Genomic DNA, 14,409 nt, shown 5'->3' on the forward strand with positions numbered 1-14,409 from the left:
AATGGTCTCTCGTCGAAACTTTATCGGCGGTTCCGGCGCGGCGCTGCTTGGCGCTGCACTTGTCAGTAAGGCCGGAGCGGCGTCGTTACCCGAGGCAGCGACGATGTCGAGCGTCAACACGCAACCGCCGCCTGCTCCCCCCAACGGGCGGCCGTACAACCCTGTCGTGACGCTTAACGGATGGTCGCTGCCTTGGCGCATGAACAACGGATGGAAGGAATTTCACCTGACGGCGGAGCCCGTGGTGCGCGAGATGGCACCGGGCATGAAGGCGAATCTTTGGGGTTACAACGGCCAGGCCCCGGGACCGACCATTGAGGCGGTAGAAGGCGACAAGGTTCGCATTTTCGTCACCAACAAACTGCCGGAGCACACGACCGTTCACTGGCACGGCATGTTGTTGCCGTCCGGCATGGACGGAGTCGGCGGCTTGACCCAACCCCACATTCCTCCGGGGAAAACGTTCGTCTATGAGTTCCAGTTGGAAAAGCACGGGACGTTCATGTACCACCCCCACGCTGACGAGATGGTGCAGATGGCAATGGGGATGATGGGAACGTTCATTGTTCACCCGAAAGACCCGAATGTCATGCGGGCCGACCGCGACTTCGTTTTCATCATGTCGGCTTATGACATCGACCCAGGCAGCTTTACGCCGCGCGTGAATGAAATGACGGACTTCAACATGTGGACCTGGAACTCACGCGTGTTCCCGGGCGTTGACCACCTTCCCGTACGTATGGGTGACCGGGTCCGGATTCGGTTTGGCAATCTCACGATGACCAACCATCCCATCCACCTGCACGGCTATCACTTTGAGGTCGCAGGAACCGACGGCGGATGGATACCGCCTGGCGCGCGTTGGCCGGAGGTCACCGTTGACGTTGCAGTAGGGCAGATGCGGGCAATCGAATTCACTGCAAATCGTCCAGGCGACTGGGCGTTTCACTGCCACAAGTCGCACCACACAATGAATGCGATGGGTCATCAGGTGCCGAACCTCATCGGCGTCCAACAAAAAGACCTGGCTAAGCGCATCAACAAGCTGGTTCCCGACTACATGGCGATGGGGAGCGCCGGCGGTGCGATGGGTGAAATGGAGATGCCGTTGCCAGACAACACGATTCCGATGATGACAGGTACGGGTCCATTCGGCCCGCTCGAAATGGGTGGAATGTTTAGTGTCGTCAAGGTGCGCGAGGGGTTGGCTCGCAACGACTACCGTGACCCAGGCTGGTTTAAGCACCCTAAAGGAACGGTTGCATTCGAGTACACGGGCGAGATGCCTGACGCATGAGTAGTTTGCCTCGCGCAATGCGCGGGTCCTTTTAACGCAATGGATGGAGCACGAGATGAAAAAAGCAATCGTATCGATGATGGTGGGCGTTGTTCTGGCGACCTCGGGCGCGGCCTATGCCGCTGGCGAGATGGGCAACATGGACATGTCAAGCGGCGCCATGAAAAGCGGCGCCGCAAGTTCAGCGATGTCGCACGGTGAAGTCAAGAAAGTCGACCCGTCGACCGGGAAGATGACCATCAAGCACGGACCTCTTGAAAACCTCGGCATGGAAGGCATGACGATGGCATTCAAGGTGAAGGACCCGGCGATGCTTTCGCAGGTCAAGGTCGGCGACAAAATCGACTTTGTGGCCGAAGAGGTGAACGGCGCGTTGACCGTGACCAAGCTCGAAAAGAAGTGAAGCCCTCGTTCGCGTGGCCCGTCTCCTGCGGCGTGCCATGCGCCACCTACTCACAGGACAAAATCTGAATGACCTTTTTTAATCAGAAAACGGCCGTTAGCCTTGCCGCCGCTGCCTTGGTCGCTTTCGCGCCTGCAATGGCCTTCGCGCACGGCAAGCTTGAGAGCGCGGAGCCTGCTGCCAACGCTACCGTCGACACTGCGCCGCCAAATCTGCGCCTCACGTTCAATGAAGACCTTGAGCCTGCGTTCTCAACTATTAAAGTTGCAGACGCAAGCGGCACTGCCGTTGGCGAAGCCAAAGCAAAAGTCGACGCGGCAGACAAGAAGGTACTCACGCTTGCAGTTCCGAAGCTTGGCGCCGGCACGTACTCTGTGCAATGGGCCGTGATGACTGGCGACAGTCACAAGTCCAAAGGCACGTACAAATTTTCGGTGAAGTAAATGAGCTTTGGGCCTCTCGAAATCGCGCGCTTGGTCTTTCTTGCGCTGCAGAGTCTGAGCTTTGCCAGCTTGGTGGGTGTTTTGCTGAGCGCGCGATGGCTGCGGGGAGCTGAGTCGGGCTGGCGACTGCGCGTCAATGGCCGCCTCAGCACCGCGTTCACGCTTTCGGCAATCCTGACTCTAGCTTCAGGCGCCGGTGCCTTTTGGGTGCACTGCGCCCTGATGAGTGAGCTACCGATACTCGACGCGTGGCCCGCTGTCGTTTCGATGCTGAGGTCGACCCAGTTCGGTCACGTCTGGGCAATCGGTGCCGGGCTACTGGTCCTTCTTATCGGTCTGTCGGTCATCTGCACACGGGCGGGGACAATTCGATTTCAGCCCCTTATCTGGCTCTTGGTTGCTTGCGTCGCCTTGGCGAAAAGTAACGGCGGTCATCCAGTCGATGCGGGAATGTTGAGCATTCCAGTGTGGGCCGACTGGGTCCATCTCATCGCCATCAGTTCTTGGGTCGGCATTGTGCTCGCCGCAACGTTTATCGTGAATCCGGCAATGTTGAAGGCAGGACGGGAGGACTTGTCCGGTGGCGCATCGTTCGTTCAGTCGATGTCGGATGCCGCCACCGTCGCCCTTATCGCCTTGTTTGCGACGGGCGCGTACAACGGCTGGCGCGGCGTGAATGCTCCCGAAAACTTGCTGGGCTCCTGGTACGGGCAGGTTCTCGTTCTGAAGCTCGTTCTCGTGCTGATAGCGGCCGGATTGGGTGGACACAATCGTTTCTTTGAAATGCCATCGCTTCTGGGGTCGCTAAGAAACACAGCGGTCAGTCATCAGGGACCCCTTAAACGATTCTCTACCATTTTGCACGTTGAATCGTGGGTGCTGATTGGCGTTGTCGCCATCGCAGCTGTACTCGTATCAAGCCCTTTGCCCGGAACAGAGTAAGTTGAGGCGGGACGCATAATCTTTCTAACACGCGGCAAATGCTTGTCTTATGCATCGTGTTGCAGAAGATGCTGCTGACAGGTATTTGCTTTTTGCCCGAGCCCTGTGCTCGGGTTCTTTTTCTTCGCTTTTCGATGTGAGCGGTTCATGCGTTGAGTCTTGGTTCGACGACCGAGTTCGCATCGCTCTTCAAAGTGGGGGACGTAAATGCCTTGACATGACAGCTCATTTTTAAATGACGATGACGTTACATTTTGGTCATTTGTTTGTCATTGAGACCGGTAGCTCTTCACTAAGAAAGAAAGATTTGGTTCAGTGATGGCTTAAGCTGGAGAAGCCTTCCGGCAACCTCCGCAAAATGAGTGGGATGACCACTATTTAAATAGGACTGCATCGTAAACGGTCAACGTCACACATTGGCGAAAATTGTGGCCCGGCGCACAACACGAAGTATGGCGACGGTGTACGGTAAAGCGTTCAAAGATGGCCTATGTTCCCAAACTACCGCCGGATTTTGATGAAGCACCACCAACGCCCCGCGCGGCAACGTTCCTAGAGGCAATGTGAAGAACAAGTTCGTTGGTCTCGACCTCCTGCGATTTCTCTTAGCCGTCTATTTGATGGTTTTCCACTCGATTCATCAGTACCCGCAAAGCGCAGAGATTCCTTTTGTCGAATTATTGAATCTGGGCGGCTTCGCAACCAGCACGTTTTTTTTGCTGTCTGGATTTATTTTGACGCACGTGTATTTCGCTCAAACATCGGAGCTTCGTGGTGGAACGCGGGCGTTCTTTGTTAAGCGCCTGTCCAATCTGTATCCCATACATTTAATTTCGCTGGCGCTGCTGCTACTCGTTTCGGTAGCGGGCACCCGCGCGTTCAACGAATTTGCGACCCTTTCACTGAGTGACGCGGCCGACGAGCTGGTTTATTTGGGTCATGTAGAAACAGCGTTCAATTTCGTTTTAAATCTCGCGATGGTTCAGGTATGGAACCCGCCCTACGGTTCGGTGAATCCATCGTCATGGTCGTTGGCAACGCTGCTTTTCTTTTACATCACTTTTCCCTTCCTCGCGCCGCGCATGCTGGCGGTTCGAAAGAAGGCGCTGCTGTTATTGCTTTTGTGGGTGGCGTACATGATTCCGCCCATTGTGGCGAGTAGCATGCATTGGTTCGGCCCAGTTGCGGTGGGAATTGTGACGCGAAACCCGGTGTTGCGTTTGCCAGAATTTGCGAGCGGAATTGTCTTGTACGGTCTATATCGCGAACAACAGCTAAGCTTGTTCACTGAGACCCCTGGTCGAAGATTCCTTGCCCTCGTTTTCGTCGCTGTCAGTTTCGCTACTGCCGCATGGCTCGTCGCAGACGGCGCCTTGTACTGGCGATACATTGTCCACAATGGCGCATTGATGCCTGCTGAGATGGCACTGGTCATTGTGTGCGCGCCTGCTGCGCTACCCGTGGGGTTTGCGAAACTCTCGGTGAGACTCGGTAACGCCGCACTGTCGATATTTGCGATTCATGCGCCTATCTTTCTCGTGTTGATAAAGATTCTAAAGCTGTCCTCTCTGGGACAGTCACCGCTCACCTGCGCCGCGCATTTCTCAGCTTGCGTCGCAGCGTCAAAAGACGTCCTACCAAGCATGGCTACGTATCCGCTTTATTTAATCGGGGCGGTTATTGCCGCTGTGTATTTTCAAGAGCGCGTGGTGGCGCCGGTAAGAGACAAGATACGCCGGCGTTTCCTTCAGAAGCCGGCGACGCAGGAGACCGCAGAGTCAGCCGCGCGGAGTTAGTGCCGCTCACTGTGCGAACATCGCGTGGGCCTTGACCTTCCCACCTTGGTAATCTTTATTGTTCCATGTTGGTGCGAGCGAAGTGTGCTCTGCACCCGCGAACTAAGGTCGGCACTGGGTGGCAACCACTCGAGGTTCCTGGCTGTTGGCCAGTTGTAGTAACAAACGCTGAGCTATAATTCTCGCTATGAAATTCCTGCGTACATTGTTCGTCGTGTTGCTTTGCGCGGTGCTGCCCCTTACCGGGCTGGCAGCGAGCGGCACGACCGGACAATGCCCCATGCAGGCGACGGTCGCCGACCCTGGCAATGCAATGTCCGAGTCGATGCCCGGCTGCGAATCAATGGCAGCCCCAAGAAGCCCGGACACCAAACCGAAGGGCACCCTTTGTAAAGTAACGGCGCAATGCCAAATGGGCAGTCTGTACCACCCGGTTTCCACGCCGCAGGTCGCACGACCAGCAGGCGCATACCGACCAGTTGTCTTCCAATATATTCAAGTTCTATTAGTCCGCGAGCCTGACGGCCTGTGGAAACCCCCTCGCGCAAGCTAACTCCCTTCGCCAGTTCGCCGCTATCGCGGTGAGGTCGTCCTACATCTAGGACGTGATTCCCTATGGGATTCGACCGTTTGGGGTTGGAATATGCATTCAACTACTGGCATGCCGGCGTTCCGGCGTGCATCTGCGAGTGCTTGCGCGCTGGCTGTGCTCGTCCTTTTTGTTAGCGCTGCCGCCCAGGCTCAGGAAACACCTTTAACACTTGACGCGGCATTGCAATCTGCGATGGACCGGTCCGCTTCAATGCAGGCCGCGCAGTCTTCAGTCCGAGCAAGTTCGCAAGCAGCGGTCGGGGCTGGCCTGTTACCCGACCCGATGCTGAAAGCAGGGGTCGATAACTTGCCTATTAACGGGTCGCAACGATTCACTATTGGCCAAGATTTCATGACGATGCGCCGCATCGGCATCGAGCAAGAGTGGGTGTCGCCCGAGAAGCGGCGGCTCCGCTCAGCGCTCGCCAACCAGGAGGTCGACCGGGAGCGCTCCGGGTATCTCGCACAACTCGTCAACGTGCGGCAGCAAACTGCGACCGCTTGGCTTAACGCCGCCTATGCAAAGAAGGCGTTGTCTTTGCAGCAGGAGTTGGTCGACCACATGACGCATGAACTCTCGGCGACGCAGGCGTCCTACCGAGGGGCGAAATCCAGCGCTGGCGACGTGACGCAAGCCCAGCTCATGCTCGCGCAGACACGTGACCAGCTTCTAAAGGCGCAGCAGTCGCTTCAGAGCGCCCTTATCGGGCTATCGCGATGGACGGCTTCACCCGTGGCGGACATTTCAGGCGACCCGCCCGCTCCGCAGTCGGTCGTTGCGTCGCTACCGCCCGAAGAGCTTCAGCGCGTCGAGCCCGCGCTCATTTCCGCCTCCTCCGAAATAGCGGTCGCTGATGCCGATACTGCTGTCGCCCATAGCAACCAGAGCCCGAATTGGACATGGGGGGTGTCTTACCAGCAGCGCGGCGGCCAGTACTCGAACATGGTCTCGGTCGGTGTAAGCATCCCAATTCCCCTGAACAAACGCGACCGTCAAGACCGCGATACCGCGGAAAAAGCGGAGTTGGGCACTAAGGCACGACTGATGTTTGAAGACGCGCGGCGACAAGTCGATGCAGACATCCACAACTTGTCGGCGACGCTAACCAGCGGGCGCGAGCGCGTGTCGAACCTTACCGTGTCTCTCCTGCCAGCGGCAGACCAGCGCCTTCAGCTATCTACTGCGGCCTACAAAGCGGGCACAGGCTCGCTTGCCGACACCTTCGCTGCGAAACGAGGCTTGCTCGACGCACGTCTGCAGGTTCTCGACCTTCAGCGCGAAGTGTCCCTTACTTGGGCTCAACTTGAGTATCAGGTCGTACCGCCCTCAATGACCTTCGGACAGTGAGAAGAACATGAACAAGAATCAATTGACTCGTGCTGGCCTCGCACTGTTCGCGGCAGCGGCTTTACTCGCCGTGGGATACGTCGCCGGGACCCGCCACTCCGATGGTAATGCGAACACGATGGCGGCCCCGGCACCCGGTAGCAATGTAGACACGAAGACTGGGCGCAAGGTGCTGTATTGGCATGACCCGATGGTGCCGAATCAGCACTTCGACAAGGCCGGCAAATCGCCTTTCATGAACATGCAACTCGAGCCAGTATTCGCGGACGAAGGTGGTTCGACTGGCATCAAGATTGACTCGGGACTTCAACAAAATCTCGGCATTCGTTACGCTGAAGTTCGTCGCGTCAACGTTGCGGCCGGTTTTGACGCAGTGGGCGCGACGCAGTTCGACGAGTCGCTCTCTGACGTTGTTCAGTCTCGCGCGACGGGTTACATCGACCACCTGTACGCCAGCGCTCCGATGCAACGTATTGCGAAGGGAGCACCAATTGCTTCGCTGTTTGTTCCGGAGTGGCTAGCACCGCAAGAAGAATACTTGGAGCTCAAGCGCAGCGGCATGGACGACACCATGCTCGCGGCTTCGCGCGCCCGCATGCGTGCGCTGTCGATACCGGATGGCGTCATTGCCAGCCTGGACCGCACTGGAAAGGCGCAGACGCACGTCACGCTATCGGCGCCAGCGGCAGGCGTCATTACCGAGCTGAACGTGCGCGACGGAGCGATGGTCGCCCCGGGCCAGACGCTTGCAAAAGTGGCGGGGCTGAATCAGTTGTGGCTCGTGGTCGAAGTGCCGGAAGCGTTGGCCTTGCAGGTCAAACCCGGCATGAGCGTCGACGCTGTGTTTGCTGGAGATGCTTCGCAGCACTTCACCGGGCACATCCGGGAAATACTGCCGGGAATCAGCGCGGGCAGTCGCACCTTGCAGGCGAGGCTTTCCATTGATAACAAGGATTTAAAGCTCACCCCTGGCATGCTCATGCGTGCTCGCATCGGCGCCGCGACGACGGCGTCGCGACTCGTCGTACCGTCCGAAGCGGTCATCACGACGGGTAAGCGGTCGGTTGTCATTGTGAAAAGTGCCGACGGGCGACTGCAACCTGTCGCCGTGACCACAGGCAACGACTTGGGCGACGATGTCGAGGTGACCAGTGGCCTGAGCGAGGGACAGCAGGTCGTCGCGTCTGGCCAATTCTTGATTGACTCCGAGGCCAGCTTGAAATCGGTACTGCCGAGGCTGGAAGGACCTCCTGCAACGGGTGCCAGCGCACCCGTCGTAACGGCTGCCTCTGCTGCGCCGGCTCCATCCGCCGACGCCGCGACATACGACACGACGGGAAAGGTCGAAAAGGTAACAGCCGGCGACATCACCTTCTCGCATCAGCCTGTGCCCGCGTTGGGCTGGGGTGCGATGACCATGACGTTCGGCAAGCCATCGCCGACGGCTTTCCCGGAGGTAAAGGCCGGCCAAGTCGTGCACTTCGTGTTCAAGCAGTCCGACGATGGGTATCAGTTGACGAAGATTGAACCCGCCGGAGGCTCCAAATGATTGCACGCCTCATTCGCTGGTCCATTTACAACCGGTTTCTCGTGCTGCTCGCGACCGTGCTTGTCGCGGCATGGGGGGTCTACTCACTCACAGAAACGCCGCTAGACGCGCTGCCCGACCTTTCCGATACGCAAGTCATTATCAAGGCGTCTTACCCGGGAAAGGCACCGCAGGTCGTCGAGGACCAGGTGACCTATCCGCTAACCACTACGTTGCTGGGCGTGCCCGGTGCAAAGACTATTCGCGGATATTCGTCATTTGGCGATGCATTCGTGTATGTGCTGTTCGATGACAAGACCGACCAGTATTGGGCGCGCTCGCGGGTACTCGAATACCTCAATCAGGTGCAGAGCCGCTTGCCGCCAGGCGCAACCGTATCGCTCGGACCCGACGCGACTGGCGTCGGCTGGGTCTACGAATATGCCTTGGTGGACCGTACCGGCAAACACGACCTTGGACAACTGAGAGCCCTGAACGACTGGTTTCTGAAGTTCGAACTCAAATCGGTTCCGGACGTCTCCGAAGTGGCCAGTATTGGCGGCATGGTGCGCCAGTACCAGGTGGTCCTCGACCCCGACAAGCTTCGCGCCTACGGCATGACGCAAGCTGCGGTGACGGATGCGCTCGGCAAGGCGAACCAGGAGTCTGGTGGCTCGGTCGTTGAGTTGGCGGAGTCCGAATATATGGTCCGGTCATCCGGGTATCTGCACTCGCTCGATGACTTCCGCAACATCGTGTTGCGCACCAATGATGCCGGTACGCCGGTCTTGCTGAGAGACGTCGCCCGCATACAAATCGGCCCCGAAATGCGTCGAGGTATCGCCGAGTTGAACGGCGAAGGTGAAGTGGCTGGCGGCGTTATCGTGATGCGCTCAGGGAAGAATGCGCTCACGACCATCGAAGCGGTCAAAGCCAAGCTTGCTGACTTGAAAAAGTCGCTACCGGCGGGCGTCGAGGTCGTGCCGACCTATGACCGCTCCGAGCTTATCAAACGCGCCGTAGACAACCTGAAAGACAAGCTCATCGAAGAATTTATCATCGTTGGACTCGTCTGCGCGGTGTTCCTGTTCCACCTGCGAAGCGCGTTGGTAGCCATCCTCTCTCTACCCCTCGGTGTTCTGACCGCGTTTATCGTAATGCGCTATCAAGGTGTCAACGCGAACCTAATGTCGCTGGGCGGCATTGCGATTGCCATCGGAGCGATGATTGATGCCGCCATCGTGATGATTGAAAACGCTCACAAGCATCTGGAAGCGTTCGAGCACGAGCATCCCAATACACCAATTACGACAGCGCAGCGTTGGGAACTCATCGCCACATCTGCAGCTGAGGTCGGGCCTGCTTTGTTCTTCTCGCTGCTCATCATCACGCTCTCGTTTATTCCGGTATTTTCGCTCGAAGGTCAGGAAGGGAAGTTGTTTGCCCCGCTAGCGTTCACGAAGACCTACACGATTGCAGCGGCGGCTGGACTGTCGGTGACGCTCGTGCCGGTGCTGATGGGTTATCTGATTCGAGGGCGTATTCCGCATGAGAATTCAAACCCCATCAATCGCGCGTTGATTCGGCTGTACCGGCCATTGCTCGAAGCGACGCTTCGGCGTCCCTGGGTCGCCATCGGTCTGGCTGTCGTGGCGCTAGCCATCACGCTGATACCGGTGTCCCGCCTCGGTGGCGAGTTCATGCCACCGCTCGATGAAGGCGACCTGTTGTACATGCCGACGGCGCTTCCAGGCATCTCTGCAGACACCGCCTCCCAGCTTCTGCAGCAAACCGACCGCCTTATCAAGACTATTCCAGAGGTCGAGACCGTTTTCGGCAAGTCGGGCCGCGCCGACACAGCAACTGACTCGGCACCTTTCGAAATGTTCGAGACGACAATTCAGTTCAAACCACGCAGCCAGTGGCGACCTGGTATGACACCCGAGAAGCTTGTGGACGAGTTGGACCGAGTTGTCAAAGTGCCGGGGTTGTCGAATGTCTGGGTGCCACCTATTCGCAATCGTCTCGACATGCTCTCAACCGGTATCAAGACGCCTGTCGGCGTGAAGATTTCCGGCAACGACCTGTCGCAAATCGACAAAATCGCGACGCAGGTCGAAGCAGCGGTAAAGACTGTACCCGGCGTCACCTCTGCTTTGGCCGAACGGCTAAACGGCGGCCATTACATCGACGTGAACATCAATCGACCGTCGATCGCTCGCTACGGGCTTTCCATTGCGGACGTGCAATCGGTCGTGTCCTCGGCGGTTGGTGGTGACAACGTCGGCGAGGTCATCGACGGTCGGCAGCGTTTTCCGATTAGCGTCCGGTACCCACGGGAAGTACGCGATTCTCTGGAAAAGCTGCGTCAGTTGCCGATTGTCACGGACCGGGGAGCACAAATCCAACTGGGCGATGTCGCGGACATCAAGATTGCCGACGGCCCTCCGATGATTCGCAGCGAGAACGCTCGGCTGTCCGGTTACGTCTATGTGGATATCCGGAATACGGACCTGCAGTCGGCCGTGGCGGCAATGCAGCGCGTGGTAGCAGAAAAGGTCGCGTTGCCAGCAGGCTACTCCATCGCCTGGTCCGGACAGTTCGAATATCTGGAGCGTGCTGCCGCCAAGCTGCGCACTGTCATTCCGGTGACGCTCGTCGTCATCTTCGTGCTGCTTTTCCTGACGTTTAACTCTGCTGCGGATGCACTGCTGTTGATGTCGACCGTCCCTTTCGCGTTGGTCGGTGGGTTCTGGCTGATTTGGATTCTCGGTCACGCCGTCTCGGTTGCGACTGCGGTCGGCTTCATCGCACTGGCAGGTGTTGCAGCAGAGTTCGGCGTGGTCATGTTGCTGTATCTGAAGGGGGCGCTCAATCGCAGGTTGGAGGCTGGTGAGCAGCTAACGGAAGCACTTCTTGTCGACTCTATTCGAGAAGGCGCGGTGTTGCGCGTCAGGCCCAAGGCAATGACGGTTGCAGTGGTGTTGGCAGGTCTTATACCCATCATGCTCGGACACGGCGCTGGCTCCGAAGTAATGCAGCGCATCGCCGCACCGATGGTGGGCGGCATGGTGACCGCGCCAATCCTGTCAATGCTGGTCATTCCCGCCGCATGGCTGCTGCTACAACGCCGACGCGTGCGCCGTGAACATCTGGCACATCAAGCTCAAGTCGTAACTACCGGCACGCACGTGCCATCTATCCTCTCGGGAGAAAGTAAATGAAGAAACTTATCGCCGTATCAACTTTGTTCGTTGGCGCTTGCGCTTTTGCAGGCACTGCCTCAGCCGCCGACGCTATGGCCGGCATGAAGATGGACGCTGGTGCGATGAACGCACCAGCGTCCAACCGCGCCGCGTTGACCGACGCCGAGGTCAAGAAGGTAGACCCGGCCTCCGGTATGGTCACGCTTAAGCACGGTGCGCTCACGAACGTCGGCATGCCGGCAATGACGATGGCTTTCAAAGCCGGGAACGCAGCGATGCTCAAGCAGGTTCATGAAGGCGACACGGTCAAAGTCCGCGTCGAAAACGTCGATGGAACAATGACCATCGTAAAGCTGGAAAAGCAGTGATAACGCCTTGAGGCCGACCTGCAGGTTCGTCGCGTTACTACGATCCTGCGGTCCTGTTGCCTCCATCTGTTGTCAGTCAAAGTACAGCGATCGGAATGACATCAGCAACTTAAGCAAAAGGCTATGTTTAGAAACGTGCGCCGATTTAGCCGTTATGACCTCGTTCGCAAAAGCGCTAGCCCTGTACCCGAGTAAGACAGCGGTGTCCTGCCAATTAGCCACATTAATGCAGTCTGAAACACATGGCGCGCGTTATGCCTAACCTACGCAAAGCTATGTGACGTCGACCCGAAGCAGGTTGGCCAAACGTCGACACTGGGATGCGTTTGGCACGATCACGCCGGCGCGCCAGAGAGCTACGTCGTTCTCCGGTACACCGAGGTACTGAGCCACGCGATTCGAAGGCATCTTTGCCCGTTTCAGCGACATGTCCAATCGTGCGGTAAACGCACGTTTGCAAGCGACGTCGGTGAGACACTTCTCAAAATACATATCTTCGTCCATCGAGGTTCCAGTAGGCGCTCTTGGGGTTAAATCAGGTAAATCTCTGATTTTGGTCAGCCAAGAAATGATATATCGCAAATCTGCTCGTTCCGATTATCCGCCGCCCCAAACATCAGTGTGGACGCCTGCGTAGTAAGCTTTATGTGCAAGGTCAAAGGACCAGTCGGCAAATACATGTTGAAAATGAGCGCGGCCTTGGAGGAACGCATTGCATGAGGTCAGCTCGTAGCCGACGCCAGAAAACAGGGACAAGGGTTCGCGGGCGTTGCGAAGAAAAAAGGCCACATTAGAACGCGAACGTACCAGCCTATCTCCGACTCAGGCGGACGTGTATATAACCGCATGGGGTTTGCAGGGTTGCTCGCAACGGTTGGGTTGTGCAAACTGATCGGTATCGTAGGGTTCATCCTACCAACGTCGATCGCCGGGTTAGCAGCGTGGAAACCGACGCGCGCGGCGCAACAATGGTCACGGCGCAGGTGGTTCGGCTGGTGGATTGCGGTTTTGATGACCGCTATTGGGTTGGGGTTTTTGACACGCAAAAATATAGCCAGTCCGAACCAATGCAGCCGACAACAGGACATAGTCTTTAAATTTTGAAAACAGGGCTTGCGCAGATCTTGCCATGGAAAATTTGCTATTTATGTTGATTTGTCGTTTGTTCGCTCGAGCTGCGATACCCGTCAAAAATAGGCCGATGCCTTATAAGATCGGCTGGATGGCGGGTTTGTCGCTCGGTATCTTGACCATCGTGTACCTAAAATCGCACTGAAGCTGTTGCCTTTAGCACTCTGCCAAGGCGTGAATGTCAGTTACAGAACTAGAGAACGGTAGTCAGTCGAGCAAGCACGCAGACGCTTGTAAATATATGAAGGATGAAAATTATGAATCGAAATTCTATGATCGCTAAAATGGCTGGCGCTGTTTTGGCAGTTCTTGCCGCTTCTCATGCTTGGGCAAACGATCCGGTCGTTGTACTTGATTCCGCAGGCGCCTCGATCACCTTGATTGACCAAGCATCGCGCAAGGTGATCGATACCTACCAGGTGGGCAAAGAGCCACACCACTTGATGGCGACACCAGACGGAAAGACACTTCTTGTCGCCAACTCCGTCAGCAACAATTTGATGTTCGTCGATCCGAAAACGGGTAAGGTCACGAAAACGTTAGAAGGCATCGATGACCCATATCAACTTGGGTTTTCGCCCAACGGGAAGTGGTTTGTAGCCAACGGCTTGCGGCTGAACCGTGTCGATATTTACGAATACGACGGGCAAACCTTAAAGATTGTGAAACGCCTTCCGCTTTCGCAGACACCCAGTCACATGATCTTCACCGCGGACAATAAGATTGTGTTTGTGACCCTTCAAGATTCAGACGAACTAGCGGCGATCGACCTTGAAAGTCAAAAAATTCTTTGGAAAATGCCGGTGGGCAAACAACCCGCGGGGCTTTGGCTGACACCGCAGGACAAATACCTTTTGGTTGGTATGACGGGTGAGGACAACGTCGAAGTGATCGACTGGCATAACCGCACCATCATCAAACGCATTATGACTGGCAAAGGCGCGCACAATTTTCGGCCGCTCAATGACGGTAGCCATGTCCTCGTGAGCAATCGCGTGGAAAGCACAATCAGCCAAATCGATCAAATCACACTCACGAAAGTGAAAGACATCACGGGGTTGCGGCCGGGCCCGGATGACATGGAATTGACCCCGGACAATCGTTTTTTGTGGGTGACGTTCCGGTTTTCAAAAAGCGTCGGCGTCGTTGACATGACTAGTAACAAGTTAGTTTCGGTGATCGACGTGGGCCGTTCGCCGCACGGCTTGTACTTTTACAATCGCCGACCTTGGGCTAATTGAAGCCGGGCGAGCGGTCTGTGAAACGAAATCGTCAAACCGGCCAACGAAAGTTCAAATATCACGACGCGTGAACATTTGAGACCGCCCCTGCCCACAGCCAACGCGACTTATAAAA

11 protein-coding genes are annotated in these 14,409 nt (G+C 56.7%); all 11 read left to right on the forward strand.

Features of this window, described 5'->3' with window-relative positions; genetic code table 11:
- The first annotated feature begins 1 nt into the window (after position 1).
- The 11 genes from ACRWA7_RS33670 to ACRWA7_RS33720 all read left to right on the forward strand — a co-directional run bounded on the left by ACRWA7_RS33670 (position 2) and on the right by ACRWA7_RS33720 (position 14,294).
- Positions 2-1,297, forward strand: a complete 1,296-nt coding sequence (locus ACRWA7_RS33670; RefSeq protein ID WP_438397115.1) for a multicopper oxidase family protein — start codon at positions 2-4, stop codon at positions 1,295-1,297.
- Between the two features lie 55 nt (positions 1,298-1,352).
- Positions 1,353-1,700 carry a copper-binding protein gene (locus ACRWA7_RS33675; RefSeq protein WP_438397116.1) on the forward strand — a complete coding sequence of 116 codons (348 nt, stop codon included), beginning with the start codon at positions 1,353-1,355 and terminating at the stop codon, positions 1,698-1,700.
- A 68-nt stretch (positions 1,701-1,768) separates the two neighbouring features.
- Entirely contained in the window at positions 1,769-2,143 is a 375-nt protein-coding gene (gene copC / locus ACRWA7_RS33680) for a copper homeostasis periplasmic binding protein CopC (protein WP_438397118.1), read from the forward strand.
- On the forward strand, positions 2,144-3,085 hold the full coding sequence (locus ACRWA7_RS33685; RefSeq protein WP_438397119.1) for a copper resistance D family protein: 942 nt from the start codon (positions 2,144-2,146) through the stop codon (positions 3,083-3,085).
- A gap of 563 nt (positions 3,086-3,648) precedes the next feature.
- Positions 3,649-4,881 (forward strand): acyltransferase family protein, encoded by a 1,233-nt coding sequence (locus ACRWA7_RS33690; protein WP_438397120.1) that lies wholly within the window; start codon positions 3,649-3,651, stop codon positions 4,879-4,881.
- Between the two features lie 187 nt (positions 4,882-5,068).
- Positions 5,069-5,434, forward strand: coding sequence for a hypothetical protein (locus ACRWA7_RS33695; protein ID WP_438397122.1), 366 nt, complete (start codon positions 5,069-5,071; stop codon positions 5,432-5,434).
- A gap of 90 nt (positions 5,435-5,524) precedes the next feature.
- Positions 5,525-6,820, forward strand: coding sequence for a TolC family protein (locus tag ACRWA7_RS33700; RefSeq protein WP_438397124.1), 1,296 nt, complete (start codon positions 5,525-5,527; stop codon positions 6,818-6,820).
- A gap of 7 nt (positions 6,821-6,827) precedes the next feature.
- Positions 6,828-8,369: an efflux RND transporter periplasmic adaptor subunit gene (locus ACRWA7_RS33705; protein WP_438397126.1), complete on the forward strand. Its 1,542-nt coding sequence runs from the start codon at positions 6,828-6,830 to the stop codon at positions 8,367-8,369.
- Complete coding sequence (locus tag ACRWA7_RS33710; protein ID WP_438397127.1) at positions 8,366-11,572, forward strand: efflux RND transporter permease subunit; 3,207 nt, start codon at positions 8,366-8,368, stop codon at positions 11,570-11,572. Before ACRWA7_RS33705 ends, ACRWA7_RS33710 begins: the two co-directional genes overlap by 4 nt.
- The gene (locus ACRWA7_RS33715; RefSeq protein ID WP_438397129.1) at positions 11,569-11,922 is read left to right on the forward strand and encodes a copper-binding protein; all 354 of its coding nucleotides are present in this window, start codon (positions 11,569-11,571) and stop codon (positions 11,920-11,922) included. The genes ACRWA7_RS33710 and ACRWA7_RS33715 overlap by 4 nt, the downstream gene beginning before the upstream one ends.
- 1,403 nt (positions 11,923-13,325) lie before the next feature.
- Positions 13,326-14,294 carry a YncE family protein gene (locus ACRWA7_RS33720; RefSeq protein ID WP_438397160.1) on the forward strand — a complete coding sequence of 323 codons (969 nt, stop codon included), beginning with the start codon at positions 13,326-13,328 and terminating at the stop codon, positions 14,292-14,294.
- Positions 14,295-14,409 lie beyond the last annotated feature (115 nt).

The organism is Caballeronia sp. DA-9, from assembly GCF_051615025.1.
Lineage (GTDB): Bacteria > Pseudomonadota > Gammaproteobacteria > Burkholderiales > Burkholderiaceae > Caballeronia > Caballeronia sordidicola.